Source organism: Mesorhizobium sp. M0408, from assembly GCF_040321495.1.
Taxonomy (GTDB): domain Bacteria; phylum Pseudomonadota; class Alphaproteobacteria; order Rhizobiales; family Rhizobiaceae; genus Mesorhizobium.
The window spans coordinates 63550-87523 of record NZ_JAMYRO010000006.1 but is presented as its reverse complement, the minus strand read 5'-3'; the positions used below and the strand labels follow the sequence as shown (position 1 = coordinate 87523).

General features: G+C 62.9%; 28 protein-coding genes. 10 read left to right on the top strand and 18 right to left on the bottom strand.

Annotated elements, in window-relative coordinates; all coding sequences use genetic code 11:
• Positions 1-12: 12 nt before the first annotated feature.
• From NKI67_RS09130 to lgt, 4 genes are all read right to left on the bottom strand, one after another.
• Entirely contained in the window at positions 13-1164 is a 1152-nt protein-coding gene (locus NKI67_RS09130) for a M24 family metallopeptidase (protein WP_023678425.1), read from the bottom strand.
• The gene (gene pgeF, locus NKI67_RS09125) at positions 1164-1952 is read right to left on the bottom strand and encodes a peptidoglycan editing factor PgeF (RefSeq protein WP_023678424.1); all 789 of its coding nucleotides are present in this window, start codon (positions 1950-1952) and stop codon (positions 1164-1166) included. Before pgeF ends, NKI67_RS09130 begins: the two co-directional genes overlap by 1 nt.
• 139 nt (positions 1953-2091) lie before the next feature.
• A complete protein-coding gene (locus NKI67_RS09120; protein ID WP_352645063.1) occupies positions 2092-3180 on the bottom strand; it encodes a class I SAM-dependent methyltransferase in 1089 nt (362 codons plus the stop codon).
• Positions 3177-4028, bottom strand: a complete 852-nt coding sequence (gene lgt / locus NKI67_RS09115) for a prolipoprotein diacylglyceryl transferase (protein ID WP_023678422.1) — start codon at positions 4026-4028, stop codon at positions 3177-3179. Before lgt ends, NKI67_RS09120 begins: the two co-directional genes overlap by 4 nt.
• A gap of 131 nt (positions 4029-4159) precedes the next feature.
• Here lgt and NKI67_RS09110 point away from each other — a divergent pair, with 131 nt between their 5' ends.
• From NKI67_RS09110 to NKI67_RS09100, 3 genes are all read left to right on the top strand, one after another.
• Positions 4160-4462: an accessory factor UbiK family protein gene (locus NKI67_RS09110; protein ID WP_023678421.1), complete on the top strand. Its 303-nt coding sequence runs from the start codon at positions 4160-4162 to the stop codon at positions 4460-4462.
• A gap of 331 nt (positions 4463-4793) precedes the next feature.
• Positions 4794-5294, top strand: a complete 501-nt coding sequence (locus tag NKI67_RS09105; protein WP_023678420.1) for a type III secretion system chaperone family protein — start codon at positions 4794-4796, stop codon at positions 5292-5294.
• 6 nt (positions 5295-5300) lie between these two features.
• A complete protein-coding gene (locus tag NKI67_RS09100; protein WP_352645061.1) occupies positions 5301-5660 on the top strand; it encodes a tRNA-binding protein in 360 nt (119 codons plus the stop codon).
• Positions 5661-5672: 12 nt separating this feature from the next.
• Here NKI67_RS09100 and NKI67_RS09095 read toward each other — a convergent pair whose 3' ends face one another.
• The 4 genes from NKI67_RS09095 to NKI67_RS09080 all read right to left on the bottom strand — a co-directional run bounded on the left by NKI67_RS09095 (position 5673) and on the right by NKI67_RS09080 (position 9601).
• Complete coding sequence (locus tag NKI67_RS09095) at positions 5673-6695, bottom strand: glycosyltransferase family 4 protein (RefSeq protein ID WP_352645059.1); 1023 nt, start codon at positions 6693-6695, stop codon at positions 5673-5675.
• Positions 6696-6900: 205 nt separating this feature from the next.
• A complete protein-coding gene (locus NKI67_RS09090) occupies positions 6901-8316 on the bottom strand; it encodes an ATP-binding protein (RefSeq protein ID WP_352456925.1) in 1416 nt (471 codons plus the stop codon).
• A 51-nt stretch (positions 8317-8367) separates the two neighbouring features.
• The gene (locus tag NKI67_RS09085) at positions 8368-9087 is read right to left on the bottom strand and encodes a response regulator (RefSeq protein WP_352645057.1); all 720 of its coding nucleotides are present in this window, start codon (positions 9085-9087) and stop codon (positions 8368-8370) included.
• On the bottom strand, positions 9074-9601 hold the full coding sequence (locus NKI67_RS09080) for a MarR family winged helix-turn-helix transcriptional regulator (RefSeq protein ID WP_023678414.1): 528 nt from the start codon (positions 9599-9601) through the stop codon (positions 9074-9076). Before NKI67_RS09080 ends, NKI67_RS09085 begins: the two co-directional genes overlap by 14 nt.
• 249 nt (positions 9602-9850) lie before the next feature.
• Here NKI67_RS09080 and NKI67_RS09075 point away from each other — a divergent pair, with 249 nt between their 5' ends.
• From NKI67_RS09075 to NKI67_RS09065, 3 genes are all read left to right on the top strand, one after another.
• A complete protein-coding gene (locus NKI67_RS09075; RefSeq protein ID WP_352623101.1) occupies positions 9851-10744 on the top strand; it encodes a branched-chain amino acid aminotransferase in 894 nt (297 codons plus the stop codon).
• Positions 10745-10889: 145 nt separating this feature from the next.
• Positions 10890-11201 (top strand): hypothetical protein, encoded by a 312-nt coding sequence (locus tag NKI67_RS09070; protein ID WP_023678412.1) that lies wholly within the window; start codon positions 10890-10892, stop codon positions 11199-11201.
• A gap of 176 nt (positions 11202-11377) precedes the next feature.
• On the top strand, positions 11378-12019 hold the full coding sequence (locus tag NKI67_RS09065; RefSeq protein WP_352623102.1) for an MBL fold metallo-hydrolase: 642 nt from the start codon (positions 11378-11380) through the stop codon (positions 12017-12019).
• A 69-nt stretch (positions 12020-12088) separates the two neighbouring features.
• Here NKI67_RS09065 and NKI67_RS09060 read toward each other — a convergent pair whose 3' ends face one another.
• The 3 genes from NKI67_RS09060 to NKI67_RS09050 form a co-directional block, all read right to left on the bottom strand.
• Positions 12089-12499 (bottom strand): BA14K family protein, encoded by a 411-nt coding sequence (locus NKI67_RS09060; RefSeq protein ID WP_023678410.1) that lies wholly within the window; start codon positions 12497-12499, stop codon positions 12089-12091.
• A gap of 192 nt (positions 12500-12691) precedes the next feature.
• Complete coding sequence (locus tag NKI67_RS09055; RefSeq protein WP_006202521.1) at positions 12692-12904, bottom strand: cold-shock protein; 213 nt, start codon at positions 12902-12904, stop codon at positions 12692-12694.
• A gap of 229 nt (positions 12905-13133) precedes the next feature.
• Positions 13134-13346: a cold-shock protein gene (locus tag NKI67_RS09050; protein WP_006202520.1), complete on the bottom strand. Its 213-nt coding sequence runs from the start codon at positions 13344-13346 to the stop codon at positions 13134-13136.
• A gap of 491 nt (positions 13347-13837) precedes the next feature.
• Between NKI67_RS09050 and NKI67_RS09045 the strand changes: the two genes are divergently transcribed.
• The gene (locus tag NKI67_RS09045) at positions 13838-14239 is read left to right on the top strand and encodes a Kazal-type serine protease inhibitor family protein (protein ID WP_023678409.1); all 402 of its coding nucleotides are present in this window, start codon (positions 13838-13840) and stop codon (positions 14237-14239) included.
• Between the two features lie 138 nt (positions 14240-14377).
• Here the strand turns inward: NKI67_RS09045 and NKI67_RS09040 are convergent, their stop codons facing one another.
• Complete coding sequence (locus NKI67_RS09040) at positions 14378-14623, bottom strand: hypothetical protein (protein WP_023678408.1); 246 nt, start codon at positions 14621-14623, stop codon at positions 14378-14380.
• Positions 14620-14886, bottom strand: a complete 267-nt coding sequence (locus tag NKI67_RS09035) for a hypothetical protein (protein ID WP_023678407.1) — start codon at positions 14884-14886, stop codon at positions 14620-14622. The genes NKI67_RS09040 and NKI67_RS09035 overlap by 4 nt, the downstream gene beginning before the upstream one ends.
• A gap of 367 nt (positions 14887-15253) precedes the next feature.
• Between NKI67_RS09035 and NKI67_RS09030 the strand changes: the two genes are divergently transcribed.
• The 3 genes from NKI67_RS09030 (at position 15254) to NKI67_RS09020 (ending at position 17554) form a co-directional block, all read left to right on the top strand.
• Positions 15254-15436, top strand: a complete 183-nt coding sequence (locus NKI67_RS09030) for a hypothetical protein (RefSeq protein WP_023678406.1) — start codon at positions 15254-15256, stop codon at positions 15434-15436.
• 10 nt (positions 15437-15446) lie between these two features.
• Entirely contained in the window at positions 15447-15713 is a 267-nt protein-coding gene (locus tag NKI67_RS09025) for a DUF1488 family protein (protein WP_023678405.1), read from the top strand.
• Positions 15714-15898: 185 nt separating this feature from the next.
• On the top strand, positions 15899-17554 hold the full coding sequence (locus NKI67_RS09020) for a tetratricopeptide repeat-containing sulfotransferase family protein (protein ID WP_352586791.1): 1656 nt from the start codon (positions 15899-15901) through the stop codon (positions 17552-17554).
• Here NKI67_RS09020 and NKI67_RS09015 read toward each other — a convergent pair.
• The 5 genes from NKI67_RS09015 to uvrB form a co-directional block, all read right to left on the bottom strand.
• On the bottom strand, positions 17541-17894 hold the full coding sequence (locus tag NKI67_RS09015; protein ID WP_023678403.1) for a DUF1428 domain-containing protein: 354 nt from the start codon (positions 17892-17894) through the stop codon (positions 17541-17543). The two genes, NKI67_RS09020 and NKI67_RS09015, sit on opposite strands and share 14 nt — an antisense overlap.
• A 77-nt stretch (positions 17895-17971) precedes the next feature.
• On the bottom strand, positions 17972-18400 hold the full coding sequence (locus NKI67_RS09010) for a VOC family protein (RefSeq protein ID WP_352489020.1): 429 nt from the start codon (positions 18398-18400) through the stop codon (positions 17972-17974).
• Between the two features lie 128 nt (positions 18401-18528).
• Positions 18529-18702: a hypothetical protein gene (locus tag NKI67_RS09005; RefSeq protein ID WP_352586793.1), complete on the bottom strand. Its 174-nt coding sequence runs from the start codon at positions 18700-18702 to the stop codon at positions 18529-18531.
• A gap of 103 nt (positions 18703-18805) precedes the next feature.
• Entirely contained in the window at positions 18806-20335 is a 1530-nt protein-coding gene (locus NKI67_RS09000) for an ABC-F family ATP-binding cassette domain-containing protein (RefSeq protein ID WP_352645056.1), read from the bottom strand.
• 441 nt (positions 20336-20776) lie between these two features.
• On the bottom strand, positions 20777-23953 hold the full coding sequence (uvrB, locus tag NKI67_RS08995; protein ID WP_352645055.1) for an excinuclease ABC subunit UvrB: 3177 nt from the start codon (positions 23951-23953) through the stop codon (positions 20777-20779).
• Positions 23954-23974 lie beyond the last annotated feature (21 nt).

The window sequence follows — 23974 nt, the reverse complement described above, 5'->3', positions numbered from 1 at the left end:
TCCATTATGGATTCACTGCACGATCAAGTCGAGATCATGGCGGGACAGCGGCTTCGGCTGGGATTCGGTGGTCAGATAGGTGCGGCCAAGAGTCATCGCGGTTTCGGTTTCGGAGTCCATGATGATCATATGGGCGAACAGCGTCATGTTCGGCGCAATCGGTTCGGGATTACCCTGATAGAACATCGGCATATCCATCCAGGACGGGGTGAAGCGGGCGCCGAGCGAATAGCCGCAGGCATTGAGCCGGTGCTTGGTCAAATTGTGGGCTTCGAGGGTGCGGGCATGGGCGTCGAACACGTCGCCGAACGTATTACCGGGCGTCATCGCCTTCTCGACTGCAAGTAGCGCGGCGCGGGCGGCATCGAACAATTCCTGGTGGCGTTTCGATACCTTGCCGGTCAACACCGTGCGCATCATTGCCGCATGGTAGTGGTGGAAGACACCGGCCCATTCGAGCGTCAGCTGGTCGTTCTTGGTGAGCTTGCGGCGACCGGCCTTGTAGCGGCAAAGCAGGGCGTCGACTCCGGAGCCGATGATGAACTCGTTGGCCGGATAATCGCCGCCGCCGGCAAAGATCGCACCTTGCATGGCGGCGAGGATCAGCGCCTCATCGCCGCCCTGCTTGATCAGCGGCAGTGCTGCGTCCAGCGCGTCGTCGGCCAGATTTGCGGCTTTTTCCGCCTTGGCGATTTCTGCCGGGCTCTTGAACAGCCGTAGCCGGCTGACAATGCCGGAGGCATCCGCGATCTGCCCGAAGGTCTGCAACTGCTCGTCGAGGCGCCGGCCATTATAGGCGGTCAGGCCGTGGGTGTCGTATTCGACGCCGATCCGGGCGCCGAGCAGGTCAAGCTCGTTGAGCAGATTGCGCAGGTCTACCGCCGGATTGGCGCCGTTGCGGTCCGTCCACAAAACGATGTTGTCGATGATCGAGGTGTGGCGCGCCTGGCGCAAGTCTGCCGAACGCGTCAGCAGCACCATCGAGCCGTCGGCCTTGACCACCAGGCACTGGAAAAAGCAGAAGCCGAAGGTGTCGTAGCCGGTTAGCCAATACATGCTTTCCTGGGCAAACAGCAGGACGGCGTCGAGCTTCTTTTCGGCGATCTCGATCATCAGTCGATCGCGCCGCGCGTCGAATTCCGAGCGTTCGAAATGCAGCGCCATCAGTCAGCCTCCAAAACGATTGCCGAAACCTGCCGCCCGTAGTCGGGCTCGTTGCGATGCGTGCTGCGCCGATAGGAGTAGAAAAGCTCTTCCTCGGCATAGGTGCAGCGGCCAAGTCCTTCGGCGTTGACGCCAGCCTTGGTCAGCCGGTCGACCGTGTAGCGGTTGAGATCGAACATCGCGTGTCCGGCAGTTGCGGAGGGCGCGAAATAGCGAGCATTGCCGGCATCGGCGTCGACGAAACGGGCGACGAATTCCGGTCCGACTTCGTAATTCCGTGGGCCGATCGAAGGACCGAGCACTGCGACGATGCGGTCGCGCCGGGCGCCGAGGCTTTCCATTGCCGCGATGGTGTTTTCCAGCACTCCGGTGAAAGCGCCTTTCCAGCCGGCATGGGCGGCGCCGATAATGCGCGCCTCGGCGTCGGCGAAGAGGACCGGTCCGCAGTCGGCGGTCGAGGCACCGACGGCAATGCCCGGCCGGTCGGTGACAATGGCGTCGGCCTTGGGCCGCTCGCCGGCAAAAGGCTCCCTGGCAATCACGACGTCCGGCGAATGAACCTGGTGAGCGGTCAGCAGATGGTTTGCAGGCACGCCCATCCATTCGGCGACCCGGCGGCGATTCTCGCGCACCAGCGTCTGGTCGTCGTTCGAGCCGGTGCCGATGTTGAGGCCCCGGTAGATGCCGCTGGAAATGCCGCCGACTCGCGTGAAGTAGCCGTGGCGGATGCCTTGCGCCGTTTCCAGCAAGGGCGACCGAACGGGATCCGGTTTGGTCTGATTCAGCATGGCGGCTTTGTTGTCCGTATGGGCGATTTCGTCAAGCGAGTTGAAGGGGCGCAGTTGAAGGCTGGTCAGTTGAAGGCTGGCGCAGTTGATGTCGGGCGCTAGTCGGAGACGGGAGAGTGAGAGAGGCGGCAGCGAAAAGTCAATCCGTGCTTGGAAACGGCGGAACGGCAATGCCGGCAGGGAGGACGGCAAGCACCTTGAAGAGTTCGCCCATGGCCAGCGGGCCGGCGAGGCGCTCGACGTCGGCCGCGATCTTTTCGCGAGCTGCCTCATCGGCATTGGCGCCGAGCCGGCCAGCTCGTTCGAGAAGCCCCATCTTGAGCAGGAATTCACCTTGCGTTGAGAGGTGGGCATCGAGGCTGTGTGCCCGAACGGTTGCCGCGAGGGCAGCGAAATCGACATGGGCTGTGAGATCGGCCTGCCCCGGATTGGCCAGCACGTCCTCATGACCGTGCTTGCGCAAGGCCTGCAAGGTGTCGCCGATCCCGGGCTGGAGGTGACCGTAGTCGAGAAACAGGCCGGCGCCGCCAAATCCGGCAAGTCGCCCGGCGATGGCCGCCATCAGGGCGGCGCGGGCTGGCGCCACCTCGACGATGGCACCTTGCGGCGCATTCTCGGCACCCTCCGGCAGCAGCATCGGGTCAAGCGAGCCGGCGCCGACGAAAAAGCGCAGCCGGTTCGCATCGTCGAGACCGATCATCCGCTCGCGCCAGCCGGCCCCAGCGCGGACGAACTGGCGGATGGGCACCGCGTCAAACAGCTCGTTACCAACAATCAGAAGCGGCCCCCGCGGTAGTGTGTCGACGGCCTCATGCCAGGCGATGGTGGCCGACGTCCCGGCAAGCGTTCGTTTCTGGACCTCGGTCAACCGCAGACTGGTCTCGATCAAGGCGAACGATGCGCTGGCGGCAAGCGTCGGATCGAGCCGCGAAAGCGTGCGCAGCATATCTCTCATCAGCGTGCCGCGGCCGGGGCCTATTTCGGCGATGGCGACCGGCGTCGGCCGGTCGATCGCCAGCCACGCCTGGTAGAGCCAGATGGCGACCAGTTCGCCAAACATCTGGCTGATCTCCGGCGCGGTGACGAAGTCGCCGGCGGCGCCGAACGGCTCGCGCGTCGTATAATAGCCGTCCTGCGGATCGAACAGGCAGAGCGCCATGTATTCGCTGATGGGGATCGGTCCCACCGCACCGATCAGCTCGGCGATGCGGGTCTTCAGCCGCGTCATGCCGGCTGCGGTTTTGTCACCGGCTTGGCTGTAGCCATCGCCCAGATGCCGGCCAGCACCATCGGCAGTGACAGCACCATTCCCATGGTCAGCCAGCTCGTGCCAAGGAGGTAACCAAGCTGCTGGTCGGGCTCGCGAAAGAATTCGACGAAGATGCGCGAGGCGCCATAGCCGGCGATGAAGGCGCCGCCGACGAAGCGCGGCGCCTTCAGCTTGAGCCGCGAATGGGTGAGGAAGCGCAGGACAAGGAACAACACCAGCCCTTCGAGGAGCGCCTCGTAGATCTGGCTCGGATGGCGTGCAAATGGGCCGCCATTGGGGAATTCGAATGCCCATGGAACGTCGGTCGGCCGGCCCCATAGTTCGGAATTGATGAAGTTTGCCAGGCGAACGAGGCCAAGCCCCACCGGCACGCCGGCGGCAACCACGTCGAACAGCGACCATGTGCGGATGCCGCGAGACCGGGAAAACAGCGTCATTGCGAGAATGACGCCGAGCAGGCCGCCATGAAACGACATCCCGCCCTGCCAGACGGCGACGATATCGAGCGGATTGGCAATGTAGCGCGGCAGGTCGTAGAACAGCACGTAGCCGGTGCGTCCGCCGAGCACCACACCGATGGCTGCCCAGACGATGAAGTCGTCGAGGTCGACGGGCTTCATCGGCAGGGTGCCGTCGGGCCACAGTTTTGGGTTGGTGACGAGGCGCTTGGCATACCACCAGGCAAACAGAATGCCGACGATGTAGCCGACGCCGTACCAATGCACCGCCAGCGGTCCGATCCGGACGATGACCGGGTCGATGTTGGGAAAGGGCAGGGCGGCCAGCGGCAGCAAATATTCGCTCAACAGGGTCTCCGGGTTCCCAATCAGGTTCGGGCGCGGACCATGCGGCAGGCTTTTGGCGCGGTCAAGGCAAGCATATGCTTGCATTCCGAATCGTGCGCCACTACGTCAATTCGACCAAGCGAGGATTTGCCATGGCGACCGGACCGAACCGCATTCTCGATGAATTCGCCAAGCTGATGACCGATGCAGCCGGTGCCGCGCAAGGCGTGCGGCGCGAGGTGGAGACCGCCTTCAGGGGCCAGGCCGAGCGCATACTCAACTCCATGGACGTGGTGCAGCGCGAGGAATTCGAGGCCGCTCGCGACATGGCGGCGAAGGCCAGGGAAGAAAACACCCGCCTCGCCGCTCGCATCGAGGCGCTCGAGGCCAGGCTTGCCGAATTGACCGGTCAAGCAGCGCCTGCGGCTGCGGCAAAGCCGCGTGCAAAAAAATAACAAGAAATAAATCGTTAAACTTTTCCACAAAGCCGGATCGCAAAAAGCGCTTTGTCGTGAATCGCTTACCGGTACTGCGTGAATCTTTGTGACAGCGCCTTTCCACATGCGAATGACGCAGTGCGAAAAATTTGGCTGGTCACGCGACTCCCGATCAATAGACTGAATTTGTTGCATGATTCGGAGCAGGGTCATGCGCCGGGCGGTGGGGTCCGGTCCGGGGTCTTTGCGTTGACGAAGTCCTGGCCGTCCGAGTTCTAGGCAGAATTGTTCGAGTGTGCCTCTCCCGCGGAGCGTGTGGTGGCGCTCCCAGAACGACAGGAAGCATTTCATGGAACTTCTCGAACTCGAATTCTCCCGCGAAATCCATCCGGTGGATGTTATCGAGCAGGTGGCGCACAACAACGATTGGTCCTTCGAGCGGGCCGGCGACGACGAGATCTCGATCTCGGTTGCCGGAAGCTGGACCGACTACCACGTTTCATTCTCCTGGATGGAGGACTACGAGGCGCTGCACCTGGCCTGCGCCTTCGACATCAAGGTCCCGGAGGCGCGCGCGCTCGAGGTGATGCGGCTGCTTTCGCTGATCAACGAGCAGATGCTATTTGGCCATTTCGACCTCTGGGAGCAGGAAGGCGCCATCATGTTCCGCCAGTCGCTGCTGCTGGCCGGTGGGGTCGAGCCGTCGAGCCAGCAGGTCGAGGTGCTGCTGTCGTCGGCGCTGGAAGCCTGCGAATGCTATTTCCAGGCGTTCCAGTTCGTCGTCTGGTCGGGAACTTCGGCCAAGGATGCGTTGGCCGGCGTGCTGTTCGAAACCTACGGAAACGCCTGACCGTCGATGGTTTCGAGCAACGCGCGAAAACCCGAGATCAGCTTTGCCGATTTCGACCGCATCGACATCCGCGCCGGCACGATCGTCGAGGCCGAGCCTTTTCCCGAGGCGCGCAAGCCGGCGATCAAATTGAAAATCGACTTCGGTCCCGTGATCGGGGTGAAGAAATCCTCGGCCCAGATCACGAAATATTATACGCCCGAAACCCTAATCGGCCGGCAGGTGTTCGCTGTGGTCAATTTCCCGCCGCGTCAGATCGGGCCATTCGTGTCGGAAGTGCTGACGCTCGGCTTTCCTGACGAGGAGGGCGCCGTCGTCCTTGGCGCGATCGAGCGCAAGGTGCCGGACGGCGGCAGGTTGTTCTAGCTGCGCTGTTGTTCACGCAGCGAGTTTACGCGTGGTACCCAGCGCCTCTTCGACCGTTTCCATGAACATTTCCGCGCAGGCCTTCCAGCTGTAGCGCATCGCGCGTTGCCGCGCCTCGGCGCGGTCGACGTGAAGGGCGGCGAGCGCTGCTTGCCGCAGGTCGTCCGACACCGCGCCGCCGATGCCGTCACCCACAATATCGATCGGTCCGGTGACTGGATAGGCTGCGACCGGCGTGCCGCTGGCCAGCGCCTCGATGATGACGTTGCCGAACGTGTCGGTGCGGCTGGGGAAGACGAAGGCATCGGCCGAAGCGTAGATCTCGGCCAGTTCGTCGTTCGGACGATGGCCAAGGAAATGGGCATCGGGATATCTGGCCTTCAGCTTCGCCAATTCCGGCCCTTCGCCTACGATCACCTTGCTGCCCGGCAGGTCGAGGTCGAGGAAGGCCGGCAGGTTCTTTTCGATCGCGACGCGGCCGACGCAGAGGAAGATCGGTCCGGGAAATCCCAGGTCCTTTCTTTTGTCCGGCCGAAAATGATCGGTGTCGACGCCGCGCGTCCACGGCCGGAGCTTGGTGAAGCCGCGCGCCGCAAGATCGTCGGCAAGCGACTGGGTGGCAACCAGCGTGCCCTGTCCTGAATTGTGGAAATCACGCAGCCAGCGATAGGCCCATGCTTCAGGCACCGGCAGGCGCGCGCTCAGATATTCCGGAAAACGTGTGTGATAGCTGGTCGTGAACGGGCGGCCGGCGTTGCGGCAGTAGCGCCGGGCCATAATGCCGAGCGGTCCTTCGGTGACGATATGGATGTGATCCACCTTGCGTGCCTCGATCAGCTGCGCCACGCGGAGCGGCGTCGTCAGCGCCAGCCTGATATCGGGATAGGTCGGCAGAGGCAGGGTGCGAAAGATATTCGGCGTCAGGAAGTCCGTCTCGATATCGAAGGATTTCAGGGTCTCCGAGAGGCGCTCCAGCGTGTGGACGACGCCGTTGACTTGCGGGCGCCAGGCGTCGGTGACCATCAGGATGCGCATGGCGGTCCCTTGGCGGCAACCTTGATTGGCTTGCCGCGATGCCTGAACGGCGACCACGCCGCCACTCTGGCCTCGCACCGGCGCACCCGGACAGGCGCGGGGTCGAAATGAGGCCGCAGGGCCGAATCAATCAGGATCGCGCGCTTCATTGGCGCTCTTCACCATGGTTTCATGACGGGCCGATGAAGGCCGGGTGTCGCTGCCGTCAAGCGGGGACCTTGATCACCGCCCGAAGGCCGCCGAGCGGGCTGCGTTCGAGGACGATGTCGCCGCCATGGCTGCGGGCAATGTCACGTGCGATGGAGAGGCCAAGGCCGGTGCCGCTGGCGTCGAGGTTGCGGGCCTCGTCCAGCCGCACGAACGGCTTGAATACATCCTCCCGCTTTTCGGGCGGAATTCCCGGACCGTCATCGTCGATGGTGACGAGCAGCGAACCGCGCCCATGATTGGCATTGATCTCCACCGACTTGGCATAGCGGAATGCATTGCCGACGACGTTGGACAGCAGCCGGGCAAAGGCATTGGGGCGCACGTGCACATGCGGATCGCCGACGAGCACGGTCGACAGCTTGCGCTTGCGCAGCGCGGCCTCCTCGCGAAGCTTATCGAAGAAGGCTTCGAGATCGAACTGGCCGGCGTCTTCCGAAGCTTCGCCGCGTGCAAAGGCAAGGTAGCCTTCCAGCATCGACTGCATGTCGTCGATGTCCTGGTCGAGTGCCTGGGTATCGGCTGCCTTGGTCCCGGCAAGCGCCAATTGCAGCTTGAAGCGGGTGAGGATGGTCCTCAGATCGTGGCTGACGCCACTCAGCATGGCGGTGCGCTGCTCGAGCTGGCGTTCGATGCGTTCGCGCATCTGGATGAAGGCAAAGCCGGCGCGGCGGACCTCCTCGGCTCCGCGCGGGCGAAAATCGCGCGGCATCGGCCGGCCCTTGCCGAAGCTCTCGGCCGCCTCGGCCAGCGTCAGAATCGGCCGGATCTGGTTGCGCAGGAAGGGAATGGCGATCATCAGCAGCACCAGCGAGGTGCCGACCATCCAGATCAGGAAAATATGGGTGTTCGATGCATAGGCCTGGCTGCGGCGCACGAAGACGCGCAGCACCTTGTTCTCGAGCTGGACGCGGACCTCGACGATATTGGAATTGCCGACCGTATCGATCCAGAACGGACGGTTGATCTGGCGGGTGATCTCGGACGAAAGGATCTCGTCGAGGATCGAGAAGAACGGCTTTGGCCCGGGAGGCGGCAGCGGGTCGGGCGGTAGGAGGTCGACTTTCAGCTGCATGCGATCCTGGGCGATGCGGATGACGTTGGCGTAGTCAGCGTCGTGAGGATAGGTCTCTATCAGGTCGATGATGGCGGCGATGTCGCGCACCGTGGCCTGCGACAGGCGCTGCGTCACGGTCTGCCAGTGGCGCTCCATGAAGACAAAGGCGACGACCGACTGCAGCATGATCATCGGCGCGATGACGATGATCAGCGAGCGGGCATAGAGCCGCTTCGGCATGTAAAGCGACACCAGGCGCCAGAAACGGTTCCAGGCGCGCGGCACGGCCTTGAGCGCCCGCGTCGCGCGAGCGCTCAAGCCGCCATCTCCCGGCCGTTCGAGTTGCGTGGTCGCCATTCGTCTTTTCGCTCACCGGCGGCCCGGCAAAGGACCGCTGTCGGCGACATTCTATTCCACGCTGAGCCGATACCCAATACCGCGCACTGTCTGCAGCCAGACCGGATTGGACGGATCGCGTTCGATCTTGCGGCGGAGCCGATTGATCTGGACGTCGATCGTGCGCTCGCCGACCTCGGATTCATCGCCGACAAGCTCATGCCGCGGTATCGTTTCGCCGGCACGCGCAGCGAAGATCGCCAGGATTTCCTGCTCGCGGTCGGTCAGCTTGAGCGCCTCGCCGCCGCGCTTCAGCTCACGCCTGGCGATCTGGAACGTATAGGGGCCAAAGACCAGCTGTTCGACCTTAGGCGTTGTCGCGGGGCCGCCGCGGCGCAGGATATTGTTGATACGCAGGATCAGCTCGCGCGGGTCGAACGGTTTAGGCAGATAGTCGTCGGCGCCGGCCTCGAGCCCGGTGATCCGGCTGTCGGTTTCGGACAGTGCGGTGAGCATCAGGATCGGCACGGTTTTCTCCGCCCGCAGCGCCTTGGTGAGGTCGACGCCACTTTCACCCGGCATCATGACGTCGAGCACGATCAGATCGAAGTCGAGGCCGGCGAGCTTGCGCCGCGCCTCGCCGGAATTTCCGGCGACGGTGACGCGAAAGCCGTTTTCGGTCAGATACTGTTTCAGAAGATTGCGGATACGGGTGTCGTCGTCGACCACCAGCAGATGCGGCGCGTCGTCTTCCGGTGCTGTCGGATGATCAACCCTCTCAATGGTCTCCATGGTTTTTCCCTGACATCTTTGCGGGCACAATGTCGATCTGCGCCCTTAGTTCCGGATTGACCATCGCTTCAAGGAACCGTTCGATAACGGCGCGTTCGGTGGCTCCGGAATCTTCCAATGCAGCATGGATGCGGCGCGACTGTGGCCGCGCCAGCGCCAGCGCCAGGGCACGGCCCTTGGCCGTCGGGTAGAGTTCGCGCTGGCGGCGGTCGCGAGGGCCCTGCAATTGCACGATATGGTCGGTGTCGATCAGTTGCTTGAGCACGCGCGCCAGGCTCTGCTTGGTGATCTTGAGCACGTCGAGGAGCTCGGCGACCGTCAGCCCGGGCCGGCGATTGACGAAATGCAACACCCGGTGATGGGCACGGCCAAAACCGTATTCGGCCAGGATCTGGTCCGGATCGGAGGTAAAGTCGCGATAGGCGAAGAAGAACAACTCGATGATGGCGAAATCGATGCCGTCCTCGTCGGTGATCGCCGTCCTGATCGGTTCTGCGGCTGCGTGGCTCGTCATCTTTTCTCCGTGTGAAGCAGGAAATTATGTCAGCACTATTGACGTATTTTCCGCGCGATGCTAATTTTTGGCAAGCTTTTCGGCGGATTGCGAACGAAAAGGCAAGCGAAGCCGTTTTTTCCGGAACTTCCTGAGTTTGCCAGACCTTAAATATCCGCCTACGCTTTGAGACAATGGCCGCCCACAGCGGCCGAAACGAAACACGCAACGACACAATGATGTGCGGGCCGCCGCCCGCGGGAGGTTACCATGGCATCCGTTCCCTTCGACCAACTGGACGGCTTTATCTGGATGAACGGCGAGTTCGTCAAATGGGCCGACGCCAAGATCCACGTCTTGACCCACGGGCTGCACTACGCCAGCGCGGTATTCGAGGGCGAGCGCGCTTATGGGGGCGAAATTTTCAAGCTGACCGACCACACCGAACGCCTGCATGAATCGGCGCGCCTGCTTGGCTTCAAGATACCCTACTCGGTCGCCGAGATCGACGACGCCTGCCGCACGCTGTTGAAGAAGCAAGGTTTCCAGGACGCCTATGTCCGGCCGATCGCGTGGCGCGGCAGCGAACAGATGGGCGTTTCCGCACAGAACAGCCGGATCAACTGCGCCATCGCCATCTGGCAGTGGCCGAGTTATTTCGACCCGGCGCAGAAGCTCAAGGGCATCCGGCTCGACATGGCCGAATGGCGCCGCCCCGACCCGCGCACCGCACCGTCGAAATCGAAGGCGGCCGGCCTCTACATGATCTGCACCATGTCCAAGCATGCCGCCGAGGCCAAGGGCTATGCCGACGCCATGATGCTCGACTGGCGTGGCCAGGTGGCGGAAGCGACAGGCGCCAACATCTTCTTCGTCAAGGACGGCAAGATCCATACGCCCAGGCCTGATTGCTTCCTCGACGGCATCACCCGCCGCACGGTCATCGACCTTGCCAAGGACCGCGGTTTGGAGGTGATCGAGCGCGCCATCATGCCGGAGGAGCTTGAAGGCTTCCACCAGTGCTTCCTCACCGGGACGGCGGCCGAGGTGACACCGGTTTCGGAGATCGGTCCGTACCGATTCGAGGTCGGCGATATCGCCAAGACATTGATGAACGACTATTCTGCGGCGGTTCAACCCAACCACGCGATTGCTGCAGAATAACGAAAGTCACAGGTTTTTTATCAAGTAGGGGCGGTTTTCGGGCCGCTCCTTTTATTTAAGCGTTTGCGCATTTGACTTTCATTCAATTCGGCGTCTCATGATGGCGTCGGCCTGGGAGGCTGGCAGCTATGGAGGGACTGGAAATATGGATATGAACACGCTTCTTCCGATCATTATTCAGGTGATTACGGGCATCATCGGTGGTCAGGCGGTGGGTGCGGCTATCAAGAGTGCGGCGATGGGGCAGCTTACCAAAATCCTGGGTGGCGCTGTCGGCGGCGTCGGCGGTGCGGCCATCCTCAACAGTCTGCTGGGTGGCGCGGTCGATCCGGCAGCAGCCGCCACGGCGGCAGGGGCCGGCAGCGCGTTGAACATTTCAAATATCGTTGGCGGTGCCGGCGGCGGCGCCATCCTGACCGGCATCATCGGTGCGGTCATGAACGCGATGAAGAAATAAGCTTCGACGTTTCAGGTTCTCAAATGGGCGGCTTCGGCCGCCCATTTCGTTTGCCGTTTGTGGGAGCGGTGGACGCCGTTCGCGTGTGTCTCTACATCAGGGCCTGGTTCAAGGTTGGAGCTCTCCTGACGCGTTCGAGGGGACGCGCAGCACTCCGACAGCGTGAAAGGACGAATATGGGTCAGCTCAACGCCGGCATCGTGCCGGTCACGCCGTTCCAGCAGAACTGCACCATCCTCTTCGACATGGACGACAGACAAGGCGTTGTCGTCGATCCGGGCGGTGACATCGACAAGGTGCTGGCGGCGCTCGAGGACAATGCGATCACTGCCGGCGCGATCTGGATTACGCATGGCCATATCGACCATGCCGGCGGGGCCATGGAACTGAAGGAGGCGCTCGGTATCGAGATCATCGGTCCGCATGCCGCCGACCGGCCGCTGCTCGCCAATCTCGAGAACCAGGCGAAGCGCTACGGCATCACCGATCCCGTGCGCAACTGTGTCCCCGACCGGTTCCTTGCCGAAGGCGAGACCGTTTCGTTCGGCTCGCACGAGTTCGAGGTGCTCCATTGTCCGGGCCACGCACCCGGCCACGTCGTCTACTATAACCGGGCGGCGAAGTTCGCGCATGTCGGCGACGTGCTGTTCCGCGGTTCGGTCGGCCGCACCGATCTGCCGGGCGGCAACCACGCCGCGCTGATCGCCTCGATCAAGGAGAAGCTTTTGCCGTTGGGCGACGACATCGGCTTTATCTGCGGCCATGGTCCCGGCGGCCGTTTTGGTGAGGAGCGGCGGAGCAATCCTTTTCTGGTCTGAAACCGCTTGCCGGAAACAAAAAGCGCAGCCTGTGCGACCGCGCTTTTTTCCGACGGGAAACTGCCTCCGCTAATTGGCGGTGCAGAAATGCTGTTCGCCGTCATAGCCGGTGAACGTGCCGGTACGGGCGTTGAAGCTCCGGTAGCGGTCCGAGCAGTATTCGTACCAGCCGCGGGTCCACGGCTCCGCATAGCTTTCGGCATAGGCCACTCGCGGCTGCACGTAATAACGGCGCACCGGGGCGGGCCTGTAGTATTCATCATCATAGGCCGGGTCGTAATAGCGGGGCTGCGGGCTGGCGAGCGCACCGCCGATCAGGGCACCGGCCGCAAGGCCGAGCACGCCGGCCGCAACGGCGTCGCCGTGGCCGTGGTGGCGGCGGTGATGGCGCCATTCGTCGGCATTGGCCGCGGGCAAGGTCGCAAGCGTGGTCGCAACGACCGCGGCGGACAGGATGGCAGTCTTGAAAATTCGGTTCATGTCGGTCTCCTTCGTGCCGGCCCGGGTCGTTTTCGGGGGATGCGGTCCGGCTTTAACGAAGATTAATATGCGACCGTGGCTGAACGGGGGCTGAACGAAATTTGACCAGGCGGTTCATCTAACTGGGCGGTTCAAGCGTGCGGCAAACACCGCAGGCCAGACCGGCCCACGTCCATTCTGTCCGGGGGTGGTTCAGCCGATCGACAGGTTGACGGCTTTCGGACCCTTGCCGCGCTTGTCCGGCTCGGTGTCGAATGTCACTTTCTGCCCATCCTCAAGACCGGGAAGACCCGACGCCTGCACGGCCGAAATATGGACGAAGACATCCTTTGCCCCGTCGTCCGGCGTGATGAAGCCGAAGCCCTTGGCGTGATTGAAGAATTTGACGGTGCCGGTCTGCGGCATGGGAAGCTCCTTTGATCCCACAAGTCCAGTCTCGGGCCGGCAAATGCCCGGACGGAAATTTGTCCTTTATTTTAGTGCCATCGGCAAGAGAAAGTTTTGCGGGTGCGGGCAAGCATCCCGGAACACAAAAGGCGCGACGAAAACCGCCGCGCCTTTACAGAATTCAAGTTCACTCCAAAAGCCTTGCAGCATCCTCACACCCCGAAAGGACGCGCGGCACGCTGTGGTTTCAGGCAGCGCGGAGATTGACCGCTTTCGGACCCTTGCCCATACGGTCGGGCTCGACATCGAAGGTGACCTTCTGACCGTCGACAAGCGTGCGCAGCCCGGAAGCCTCGATCGCCGAGATGTGGACGAACACATCCTTGGCGCCGCCATCGGGCGTGATGAAGCCGAAGCCTTTGGTAGCGTTGAAGAATTTAACGGTGCCGGTCTGGGCCATTGGGGAAACTCCTTCACCCGTGTCAGTCTTGGTGGTTCCGCCCGCCGCCTGGCGCCGTGGGCAAGTCCCGGTGGTTGCTTCGGCAGTCATGCATTGGCGCATGGGTAAAACCCCCCGCCGAAAACGGGGCTGTCAGAGATTCACAGTATCGGGGAAAGGTCGTCCAAAACGTTCCGCTCTCCGGGTCGCAAATGCCCGAACACAAAATTTATCGCACGGAAACGTGATGCTTGCAAGACACAGCCGCGGGCGGCCCCAACAGGCGCATCCCGACGCATCGCACCGATAGTCCCGGTTCTCTGCGCGGTCATCGGCCAGACTTCACCCAGGCATGGTCCAGCCAGCGGGGCAGGTGCTGTCTTGGCTTGCGCCGGCATACCGCCCTGGCTCGCCAGTTGCAAACAGGGGTTGCATCTGGCAGCGGAATGACGAGGATCGGCCTGACCCAGGCACCATTTGTGCAGGCAGGAGTTTCGAGGGAGGGAACATTCATGCGGTTTCTTGCGGCAATCTTTCCGCGGCAGGTTTTTTCCATCCTGTTCCTGTCGGCAATTCTCGCAGCCTGCACCGTCGTGGTGGATGATGAGGGGCCGGGGCCGCGCCCGCCACGGCCGGGGCCGCAATTCTGCACTAGGCAATATGACCCGGTCTGTGCCCGGCGCGGCGGCGACCGCCAGACCTTCGCCAATGCCTGCCTTGCCGAACGGGCCGGATACCGCATCATTCGCGAGGGCGAGTGCCGCGGCGGTGGTGGTGGCGGTGAGGAGCAGACATTCTGCACCCGCGAATACCGCCCGGTCTGTGCCCGTCGCCATGGCGAACTGCGCACATTCCCCAACGAATGCGAAGCCCGCGCGGCGGATTATCGCGTCGTCGATGACGGGCCCTGCTAGCGCACCGACCTACAGCCTGGCCGGATAAGCACCATCTGGGGGCCGGCGTAGAGCTCAGCGCCGTTCCCGTTGGAGATGCGCAGGCGACGCAGATCTGCGGCACCATCAGCATGTGAAGCAGCGTTGCGGCGCGTCGGCTCAGTTGGCCGGGTTGTCGACCGGTTCGAGATTGTCTTCCGTGGTGACCCGCTCATAGGTCTCCTGATCGCTGCGGATGCGATATTGCGGCGAGCCGTCCTTGACCGGCAGCCGGCTCTTGATCTGGAACAGCTCCGCGGTCTTTTGGGCAAGGCCGGTGCGGCTCTTCATGCGGACGGTCTGGCCGACGGTGAAGATATGCGCCGGCGTGTCCGTGCGCCGCGCATTCTGCTGGAAGCGGATCATGTGACATTCTCCTGGTCGTGCCGAAGCGCTGCGTCGAGCTCGGCATGGTCAATGGCGACAAGCTGGCTGGTCGCGCTTTTCACTGTCCTTGCCGGCAGATGGATGAAAGTGGCGACGCGGCGCCAGGCAGGCCAGGACATGCCGTCGATCAGTTCTTCGTCGTGGTCGATGTCATAGTCGCCGGCCGGCTGCACGCCATCCAGCCCGCCAAGCACGAAAGGTGCCGCGAAATGCGCTATGGAATGGGTGGTGCGAGCAGACATTCTTGTGCCTCGAAGTTCTCGCTTGTGCCTTGAAGTTCTCGTGCCTTGAAGTTTCTTTCCGGCCTGCCCCGGAAGCGGAGCCTGCATTGCGGTACCAGGTGTCGGCGATTTGGATAAGTTTGGCGGGCCGAGAATCCCTGACACCGCGGGGCCAAGCATGGCCCAAAACGGTTTCATACCAATAGTCTGAAAATACGGCTTATTCAAGAAGTTTTCGGCCTCTTACCCCTACCAACGTCAAATTACTTTTCTATAGTTATCCGCAGAACGATGATACGGTCCCGGTGCACCTCAAAAATTGTTTGAAGAACTTCCGAAAAAATTCCTCCGGCATTTGTATTTATCTAGCAATGGAAGGAAGAGAGTCATGAACTCCGCAAGAACACCGGATGTCCCGACAGTTGCAGTCAGTCCTGTCGCAAAGCCGATAAAGGTCTTGTCGCCGCGTCTCACGATAAGAAGCGACGAGGCGGCAAGGCGAAGGATTGCCGACACCGACGGCACGGCGCGGCGGGCGCGCCAGCTTGCCGAAAGCAACCGCCTGATTTGACGCGCAAGCCATGACGCTCAATTTTCCCAATCCCAGCCGCTCCTATGACGCGGCGGCCAAGCGCATTCGTTTCGTCGGCCATGACGGCATGCTCGAAGTCCCGTTCTTTGTCGAGGTCGCGGCACTTTCGGCGGCAAACCCGGCAGCAAGCGGAGCCGAGGCCGAATTTCTCAGCGCCTTCGACGCCAAGCGTTCGTCGATCCACGAGATTGCGCGCCAAGCCTACTCGCACGGCCGCAGGAACATGTATGTGCTGACGCCGGCCGACTTTCGGTAGGCTCCCCCCGGGTTCGAAGGTTTGCTTCGCAGCGACCGCCGTCTGCTCTTGCACGCGCCGCAGCGATGGCCTAGATCGCGGCAGGCGGACAACACGGCAGGTTTCCCATCAACAGAGATCCGAGACAACCGGCAGGCGCACGTTACGGCTCAGGCGGACAGCCGCCGCTGGGGCTCGACCAGCACGTGCAGCAGGCGCTGCAGCTGCACCAGGCCGGGCGCCGGCAGGAAGCCGAGGCGCTTTACCGACAGGTGCTGGCGCAAAAGGCCAACCACCCGGCTGCTGCGCATTTCCTCGGGCTTCTGCTGCACCAGACCGGGCGCAGCGCCGAGGGGCTGGCGCTGATCGAACAATCGGTGCGTCTGCAACCGAACAATCCGGATTTCCTCAACAATCTCGGCACCGTGCTGCGCGACCTCGGCCGGGTCGCGGCCGCCGCCGATCTCTTCCGCAAGGTGGTGGCGATTCGGCCGGACCAGCTGGCGGCGCGTGACAATCTCGGCTCGTCGCTGAAGCAGCTCGGCCAATTCGAAGGCGCCGAGGATATTTATCGCGGCACGATCGGCCGTAACCCGTTCCATGTCCGCGCCCGCGTCGGGCTTGCCGAAACGCTGCAGGAAGCGGGCCGGCTGGATGAGGCACTGGCTGTCTTTCGCGAGGCGCTGACGATCCGGCCGAAGGATGCCGATCTTTTACACGGCCTGGGTGTCGGGCTGATGGAAAAGGGCAATCTCGACGAGGCTGCGGATCTTTTCAGGCAGGCGCTGGCTGTGGACCCCGGCATGGCGAGGGCCTGGCTGATGCTTACCCAGGTCAAGCGCCAGAAGGAGCGCGACGCCGAGCTTGCCCGCATGGAGGCGGAGCACGCCAAGGCGCCGCAAGGCAGCCTGGCGCGCATGCAGCTTTCCTTCGGTCTCGGCAAGGCCAATGACGACCTCAGGCAGTATGGCCGCGCCTTCGACTATTTCGCCGAAGGCAACGCGATCCGCCGCCAGGGCATCGACTACGACGCCGGCAAGACGCGCGGCGAGTTCGAGGCGATGAAGGCGGTGTTCGACAAGGCCTTTTTTGAAAGGCACAGGCCGAGCGGGATAGCCGACGACACGCCGATCTTCGTCGTCGGCATGCCGCGTTCCGGCACCACGCTGGTCGAGCAGATCATCGCCAGCCATCCGCAGGTCTATGGCGCCGGCGAGCTCGGCATATTGAAGACGGCGGTCGGCAAGCAGTTTCCGCTCAGCATGAAGGGCGGCTTTCCCTGGGGCATCGCCGACATGCCCGACAAGGCCTATGCCGAGGCCGGCCAGGCCTATCTCGACATGCTGCACGCCCGCTATCCAGGTTCTCGGCACGTCACCGACAAGATGCCCGGCAATTTCCTCTTGGTGGGCTTCATCCATTTGATGCTGCCGAAGGCCAAGATCATCCATTGCGCGCGCGATGCGGCGGCGACCTGCCTGTCGATCTACAAGGTGCACTTCCGCGGCGACAGCCATCGCTACGGCTACGATCTCGACGAGCTCGCCGATTTCCACAATCTGTACACCGACATCATGGCGCACTGGCACGCCGTGCTGCCTGATGTCGTGCACGACGTTCGCTACGAGGATTTCGTCGCCGACCAGGAAGGCCAGTCGCGGGCGCTGATCGCCCATCTCGGCCTGCCGTGGGACGACGCCGTGCTGTCGTTCCACCAGACCGACCGGCCGGTGCGAACGGCATCGGCTGCGCAAGTGCGCCAGCCGATGTATCAGGGCTCGGTCGACCTGTGGAAGCGCTATGGCGACCGGCTGAAGCCGCTGCACGACAAACTTGATCGAGGGGCGCCTACAGCTCGATGAAGGGCTGAAAACCGCCAAAGATCATGCGCTTGCCGTCGAACGGCATGGTCTCCCAGTCCGACTTGAGGCGCGGGTCGGCCATCACCTTGGCCATCACCGCGTCGCGGCTCTGGCGCGATTCGTAGACCACCCATGAGAAGATGACGACCTCGTCGTCCTTGGCCTGTACGGCGCGCGGGAACGAGGTGAGCTCGCCATAAGGGACGTCGTCGCCGACGCATTCGACGTAGGCAAGTGCACCGTGCTCCTTCCAGACGGCGCCGCCGGTTTCCGCCAGCTTCTTGTAAGCATCGAGCTTTGCCTTCGGTACGGCAAGTACGAAACCGTCGACATAGGACATCTGATTTCCTCCATGCGATCGTTTTCCTCTCCCTCTGGAGCGGGAGAGGTGATTTCAGACACAGCCTGTGTGGAATGCTAAGCTGCTTTCACCGGTGCGTTCATTGCCCATTCGACGCCGAACGGATCACGCATATTGCCCCAGCGGTCGCCCCAGAACATCACCTGCAACGGCACGACTTCCTCGCACCCCGCCTCGATGGCCCGCTTCCACCAGGCGTCGATATCGTCGCTGCCGAGATGGAGCTGCATGGTGTAGCCCTGCGGCTTCACAGCGGCCATTCCATGCTCGGGATAGAAGTCGGAAAGCATCAGGGTCGAACCGTTGATGTGGAGATGGATATGCATGGTGCGGCCCTGTTCGTCCGGCGGATAGGCAAAGACCTGCTCGGCACCGAAGGCCTTTTGGTAAAATTCTGCGGCTTTGAAAGCGCCGTCCAGCTGAAGGTAGGGCGTCAATCCGCCAAGCACTTTGGCGGCGGGCTGGGTCTGCGGCTGGTCATTCATGTCATGCTCCTCTTTGCGTCTGGTTTGCCTTTGCGAACCACAGGACGAACGGAACGGCGACGATCCTACACGGCCGATGGCTTTTTGGATTCGAAATGGCGCCTGCCGCGACGGCCAACTGCCACCTTTCAACCTTCGATGCGAATCCGCGGGCTGTTTTGCCCATCGACGATGATTTCCGGCCAGCCAATATCTTTGCGCAGCTCGATCGGCAATGAAAGGATGGCGCGTTCGCTGCGATAACGGGCGCGAGCCGCCGAGTAACGCGTCACGGCGTGACCTATGGATGACAGAATAGACATGATGCTTTCTCCTCGATTGGCGCCGGCATCACCGTGTCGGCGTCCCAAGGACGTGGCATGCGATCATCATCCGACAGAGCGCCGGAATTTTTTTCGCAATTTTTCAACCGCCGGCTTCGGCTACCTCGCGGAAGAAAGCTTCCGGGTCGTCGACCTCGGTCAGCCGCCCTTTCTCGATCAGCCAGAAGCGGTTGCCAACCGTGCGGATGAAGGAGCGGTCGTGCGAGGCAAGCAGGCAGCTCGCTTGATGTTCCAGCAATTCCGCTTCCAGCGCCTCCTGGCCATCGATGTCGAGATGGTTGGTCGGCTCGTCGAGCAGATAGAAGTTGGGATTGGCGAGCCTGAGCGCCAGCATCATCAGCCGCGCCTTCTGTCCGCCCGACAGCACGCCGATCCTGCGCTCCTGCATGTCGATGCTGACGCCGGCGCCCGCGAGCAGCGAGCGGGCGCGCTGCTCGCCGACATCGAATCTGCGCGAGAGCATCGCCAGCGGCGTGTCGTCGCCGCCGATGCCCGACAATGCCTGGTCGCTATAGCCGGGCACGGTCGACGGCGTCACCTTCACGCCTTGCGCCGCCGTTTCCGGCTCGACGATGGCGTTCCGGATCAGGCCGATCAGCCGTGACTTGCCGACGCCGTTACGGCCGAGCAGGACGATGCGGTCGCCTTGGCAGATGTGGCGCTTGCCGGTGCTGAACAGAACCGTGCCGTCAGGTGTTCCGACCACCAAATCGTCGAGCGTGATCAGCACCTTAGCATGGCTGCCGCGATTGGCGAGCTTGATCGCGCCCGCCGATCTTTCGCGGTGTGCCGGCGCTGCCGCTTCTTCCAGACGCTCTGCCCGCTGGTTGAGCTGCTTGGTCTTGACCGTCAAAAGGTCGCTGCCGGAATTGATGCCGATATTGTTGAGCTTGGCCGCTTGCCGGCGCAGCTGTTGCGCCACCTTCATGTCGCGCTGGAACTTGCGTTCGGTCGAGGTGTCGACCTCGTCCAGCGCAAGCCTCGCCCGCGAATAGGGCAGCGAAAACACCGGCGATTGTTCGGGGCGCAGGAACAGCGTGCGGTTGGTCGTGGCGTCGAGGAACGCCCGGTCGTGGCTGGCGATCACCACCGGCACCTCACGTGGCAGCGCGTTCAGCCAGGTCTCGAGCTGGCTGATCTTGCCGAGATCGAGGTGATTGGTCGGCTCGTCGAGAAGCAGGACGTCGGGGTCGGTGACCCAGACGCGGGCGATCAGCGCCAGCCTTTGCCAGCCGCCGCTCAAGGCCCGCATCGGCCGCTCGCGCATCGGCTGCGGCACATCGAGCGAGTCGAGAACCACGTCAACGCGCCATTGCTCGCTTTCGGCCTGCTCGGCCGGCAAGGCGTCGGCCACGACCTCATGAAAGCTACGCCCGGCCAAGGCTGCGGGGACGACTTGCTCGACATAGCCGACGCGCAGGCCGCGCGTGCGGGTGATGTCGCCTGATGTCGGCTCCATCTCGCCGGTCAGGCACTTCAGCAAAGTGGATTTGCCCCGACCATTGGCGGCGACGATGCCGAGCCGGTCGCCGGTGCCGATGGTGAGGTCGAGGTTGGACAAGAGCGGCGCACTCATGGTGACGCCGAGAGACTTGAGGCTGATCAGGGCCATGTCGATTTCTCTGGTCTGTCCGGAGTGAATTCCGGTTCAATGCACTTTGACGGTGCGCAGGCTGGCCATCAGGCTCAGCGTTGCAGCACCACGAAGGGCGGACCAAAAAAATCGAAGCGGGAAGAAAAACCCGGACCGTCTCTGGTCAGCCCTGCAAGCAAGCTCGCAGGGCAGGGACAGGGCCGCGCTGACGGTGGTGAGAAAATAACACGCAGCCCTCCTTTCAAGACGTTCGAGTTGTAGAAACTGGCTACACCAAGGGTAGGGCCGATGGCAAGTGGCTAGGCTCCCCCTTCTCCACTTGTGGGAGAAGGTGGCCGCGAAGCGGTCGGATGAGGGGTGCTCCAGCTTGGCACCGACGGCGATCCGTCCAGCACCCCTCAACCGTCTCGGCGCTGCGCGTCGATCCACCTTCTCCCACAAGGGGAGAAGGGAAGCTCGCTACCGTCCCGGCCGTCCCGTCTTGCCGGGACGGCGCTTTTCGCGGCGGGCGTCGGCGGGGTCTTCGTAGGAGCCGATGCCGGCGCGCTGGCGGGCAACAGGTTTGGCGGAATCGTCGCGTTCCTTCGCGCCCCCCTCTGCCCTGCCGGGCATCTCCCCCACTTGGGGGGAGATCGGCTGCGGCTTCGCCGGCACTCTTCCCTCAACAGGCTTTTCTGTGCGCCGCACGGTCATCTCATCCAGCGAATTCTTCTTGAACAGCGGCTTGGTGGAGTCACCGGGGATGCCGAAATCGGAGCCGTGCGCTTCTTCGGCCGACTGTTTCTTGAACAGTGAACGCGACACCGCGCCGGCCGGCGTCGGCATGTCGGTGCCCGGGCCCATGGCGTTGAGCGACGGCTTGGCAAACAACGGCTTCTTCATCGGCACGGCGCCGTCGGCGCCCATTTCGTCGAGCGCCGGCTTGTGGAAGAGGTTGGACCGGGTAGCCTTGGTCGCCTCTTCGGCGGCACGTGCCTCGTCGAGCTTGCGGAAACGCTCCTGTTCCTCTGATGTACGATGTTTGGCCACGCCCTTGTTGTGCTTGCCCTTTTCGCGGCCTGAGACCGGGCTTTCCATGTCGGCATATTTGGCCAGCGGATCGTCGGAGATGGACAGCTCCATCTCGCGCAGCCGCTTGATCTCGTCGCGGATGCGGGCTGCCTTCTCGAAATCGAGGTTGGCGGCGGCGTCGCGCATCTGCTTGTCCATCGCGTCGAGATGCGCCTTCAGATTGTTGCCCATCATGGCGCCGGCGCTGTCGGTGAACTGCGAGATGTCGGCGCGGACATGGTCCTTCTCGTAGACCGAATCCAGGATGTCCGAAATGCGCGACTTGACAGATTCCGGGGTGATGCCGTTGGCCGCGTTCCACTCCATCTGCTTTTCGCGGCGGCGGTTGGTCTCGGCCATCGCCCGCTCCATCGAGCCGGTGATCTGGTCGGCGTAGAGGATGACCTTGCCGTCGACGTTTCTGGCGGCGCGGCCGATGGTCTGGATCAGCGATGTCTCGGAGCGCAAGAAGCCTTCCTTGTCGGCATCGAGAATGGCGACGAAGCCGCATTCGGGAATGTCGAGGCCTTCGCGCAGCAGGTTGATGCCGACCAGCACGTCGAAGGCGCCGAGGCGCAGATCGCGCAGGATCTCGATGCGCTCCAGCGTGTCGATGTCTGAGTGCATGTAGCGCACGCGAATGCCCTGCTCGTGCAGATACTCGGTCAGATCCTCGGCCATGCGTTTGGTCAGCACGGTGACCAGCGTGCGGTAGCCGGCCCTGGTGGTCTCGCGGATTTCGCCCACGACATCGTCGACCTGCGTCTTGGCCGGGCGCACTTCGACCGGCGGATCAATCAGGCCGGTCGGGCGGATGACCTGTTCGGCGAAGACACCGCCGGACTGTTCCATCTCCCAACCGCCGGGCGTCGCCGAAACCGCGACGGAGAGCGGGCGCATGGCGTCCCATTCCTCGAAGCGTAGCGGCCGGTTGTCCATGCAGGACGGCAGGCGGAAACCATACTCGGCCAGCGTCGCCTTGCGACGAAAGTCGCCGCGATACATGCCGCCGATCTGCGGTATGGTGACGTGACTTTCGTCGACAAAGACCAACGCATTGTCGGGGATGTATTCGAACAAGGTCGGTGGCGGATCGCCCGGCTGGCGGCCGGTCAGATAGCGCGAGTAATTCTCGATGCCGGCGCAGGAGCCCGTCGCTTCCAGCATCTCCAGGTCGAAGCGGGTGCGCTGCTCAAGCCGCTGCGCCTCGAGCAACCGACCCGCCCGTTCCAGTTCGACCAGCCGGTGCTTGAGTTCTTCCTTGATCGACTTGATGGCCTGATTGAGGGTCGGACGCGGCGTCACATAGTGCGAATTGGCGTAGATCTTGACGCTCTTCAACTCGCCGGTCTTCTGGCCGGTGAGCGGGTCGAATTCGGTGATCGCCTCGATCTCGTCGCCGAACAGCGAGATGCGCCAGGCGCGGTCCTCGAGGTGAGCCGGGAAGATCTCGATCGTGTCGCCGCGCACCCGGAACGAGCCGCGGACGAAATTGATGTCTTGGCGCTTATATTGCTGGGCGACGAGGTCGGCGAGCAGCGCGCGCTGGTCGAGCCGGTCGCCGATCTGCATCTGGAAGGTCATCGCCGTATAGGTCTCGACCGAGCCGATACCGTAGATGCAGGACACCGAGGCGACGATGATGACGTCGTCGCGCTCGAGCAGCGAGCGCGTCGCCGAATGGCGCATGCGGTCGATCTGCTCGTTGATCGAGGATTCCTTCTCGATGTAGGTGTCGGTCCGGGGCACATAGGCCTCAGGCTGGTAATAGTCGTAGTAGCTGACGAAATACTCGACGGCGTTTTCCGGGAAGAATTTCTTGAATTCGGAATAGAGCTGCGCGGCCAACGTCTTGTTGGGCGCCAGGATCAGAGCGGGGCGCTGCGTCTCCTCGATCACCTTGGCCATGGTGAAGGTCTTGCCCGAGCCCGTGACGCCGAGCAGAACCTGGGTGCGGTCGTTGCTGTTGACGCCCTCGACGAGATCCTTGATCGCGGTCGGCTGGTCGCCGGCGGGCTCGAAATCCGAGACCATCTTGATGGCGATGCCGCCTTCGGATTTTTCCGGCCGGGCGGGACGGTGCGGCGTCCACAGCACGCCGTCCTTATGCAACGGATTGCCGGATTCGATCAGCGCCGACAGCGCCGCGACGGTGGCGGTGACGCCGCCCGAGGCCATTGTCTCGGCCTCTTCCAGTGAGACATCGAGGCCGGCGACAGGGTTGAGACCGGCCGCAGTGCGCTCCCGCGCCGAAGCCGCGCCGCCCATCGAGGTGCCGCGTGCCGTACGGCCGGGGGAAGAGGAGCGCTCGGGGATTTTCTTCGCCGGCTTCGGCGATTTGCCGCCGTCTTTGCCGGAAACGCGCCCTTCCTTCTCGGCTTCCTGCTCTATCTGCTCGGCCCAGTCGGCGATCGAGCCGGTCAGCGGCGCGCCGGTGAACTCGGCCTGCGGCGCCTCGGCAAAGCCGCCCTTGTACAAGGGCTCCGACGCATCGAGGAAATCGGTCAGCGGACTGCGCCGCTTGGGCGGCGAAGCGCGCTCGTCATTCGCCGGCGGAGGCGTTTTCTTGTCGGACAGTCTGGCCATGGCCCGAATATGGGAGGTATC

Excerpts from the sequence above, each read along its gene's own strand:
- NKI67_RS09130 (WP_023678425.1), bottom strand. The coding sequence starts at position 1,164 with ATGGCGCTGCATTTCGAACGCTCGGAATTCGACGCGCGGCGCGATCGA.
- pgeF (WP_023678424.1), bottom strand. The coding sequence starts at position 1,952 with ATGCTGAATCAGACCAAACCGGATCCCGTTCGGTCGCCCTTGCTGGAA.
- NKI67_RS09120 (WP_352645063.1), bottom strand. The coding sequence starts at position 3,180 with ATGACGCGGCTGAAGACCCGCATCGCCGAGCTGATCGGTGCGGTGGGA.
- NKI67_RS09110 (WP_023678421.1), top strand. The coding sequence starts at position 4,160 with ATGGCGACCGGACCGAACCGCATTCTCGATGAATTCGCCAAGCTGATG.
- NKI67_RS09105 (WP_023678420.1), top strand. The coding sequence starts at position 4,794 with ATGGAACTTCTCGAACTCGAATTCTCCCGCGAAATCCATCCGGTGGAT.
- NKI67_RS09100 (WP_352645061.1), top strand. The coding sequence starts at position 5,301 with ATGGTTTCGAGCAACGCGCGAAAACCCGAGATCAGCTTTGCCGATTTC.
- NKI67_RS09095 (WP_352645059.1), bottom strand. The coding sequence starts at position 6,695 with ATGCGCATCCTGATGGTCACCGACGCCTGGCGCCCGCAAGTCAACGGC.
- NKI67_RS09090 (WP_352456925.1), bottom strand. The coding sequence starts at position 8,316 with ATGGCGACCACGCAACTCGAACGGCCGGGAGATGGCGGCTTGAGCGCT.
- NKI67_RS09085 (WP_352645057.1), bottom strand. The coding sequence starts at position 9,087 with ATGGAGACCATTGAGAGGGTTGATCATCCGACAGCACCGGAAGACGAC.
- NKI67_RS09080 (WP_023678414.1), bottom strand. The coding sequence starts at position 9,601 with ATGACGAGCCACGCAGCCGCAGAACCGATCAGGACGGCGATCACCGAC.
- NKI67_RS09075 (WP_352623101.1), top strand. The coding sequence starts at position 9,851 with ATGGCATCCGTTCCCTTCGACCAACTGGACGGCTTTATCTGGATGAAC.
- NKI67_RS09070 (WP_023678412.1), top strand. The coding sequence starts at position 10,890 with ATGGATATGAACACGCTTCTTCCGATCATTATTCAGGTGATTACGGGC.
- NKI67_RS09065 (WP_352623102.1), top strand. The coding sequence starts at position 11,378 with ATGGGTCAGCTCAACGCCGGCATCGTGCCGGTCACGCCGTTCCAGCAG.
- NKI67_RS09060 (WP_023678410.1), bottom strand. The coding sequence starts at position 12,499 with ATGAACCGAATTTTCAAGACTGCCATCCTGTCCGCCGCGGTCGTTGCG.
- NKI67_RS09055 (WP_006202521.1), bottom strand. The coding sequence starts at position 12,904 with ATGCCGCAGACCGGCACCGTCAAATTCTTCAATCACGCCAAGGGCTTC.
- NKI67_RS09050 (WP_006202520.1), bottom strand. The coding sequence starts at position 13,346 with ATGGCCCAGACCGGCACCGTTAAATTCTTCAACGCTACCAAAGGCTTC.
- NKI67_RS09045 (WP_023678409.1), top strand. The coding sequence starts at position 13,838 with ATGCGGTTTCTTGCGGCAATCTTTCCGCGGCAGGTTTTTTCCATCCTG.
- NKI67_RS09040 (WP_023678408.1), bottom strand. The coding sequence starts at position 14,623 with ATGATCCGCTTCCAGCAGAATGCGCGGCGCACGGACACGCCGGCGCAT.
- NKI67_RS09035 (WP_023678407.1), bottom strand. The coding sequence starts at position 14,886 with ATGTCTGCTCGCACCACCCATTCCATAGCGCATTTCGCGGCACCTTTC.
- NKI67_RS09030 (WP_023678406.1), top strand. The coding sequence starts at position 15,254 with ATGAACTCCGCAAGAACACCGGATGTCCCGACAGTTGCAGTCAGTCCT.
- NKI67_RS09025 (WP_023678405.1), top strand. The coding sequence starts at position 15,447 with ATGACGCTCAATTTTCCCAATCCCAGCCGCTCCTATGACGCGGCGGCC.
- NKI67_RS09015 (WP_023678403.1), bottom strand. The coding sequence starts at position 17,894 with ATGTCCTATGTCGACGGTTTCGTACTTGCCGTACCGAAGGCAAAGCTC.
- NKI67_RS09010 (WP_352489020.1), bottom strand. The coding sequence starts at position 18,400 with ATGAATGACCAGCCGCAGACCCAGCCCGCCGCCAAAGTGCTTGGCGGA.
- NKI67_RS09005 (WP_352586793.1), bottom strand. The coding sequence starts at position 18,702 with ATGTCTATTCTGTCATCCATAGGTCACGCCGTGACGCGTTACTCGGCG.
- NKI67_RS09000 (WP_352645056.1), bottom strand. The coding sequence starts at position 20,335 with ATGGCCCTGATCAGCCTCAAGTCTCTCGGCGTCACCATGAGTGCGCCG.
- uvrB (WP_352645055.1), bottom strand. The coding sequence starts at position 23,953 with ATGGCCAGACTGTCCGACAAGAAAACGCCTCCGCCGGCGAATGACGAG.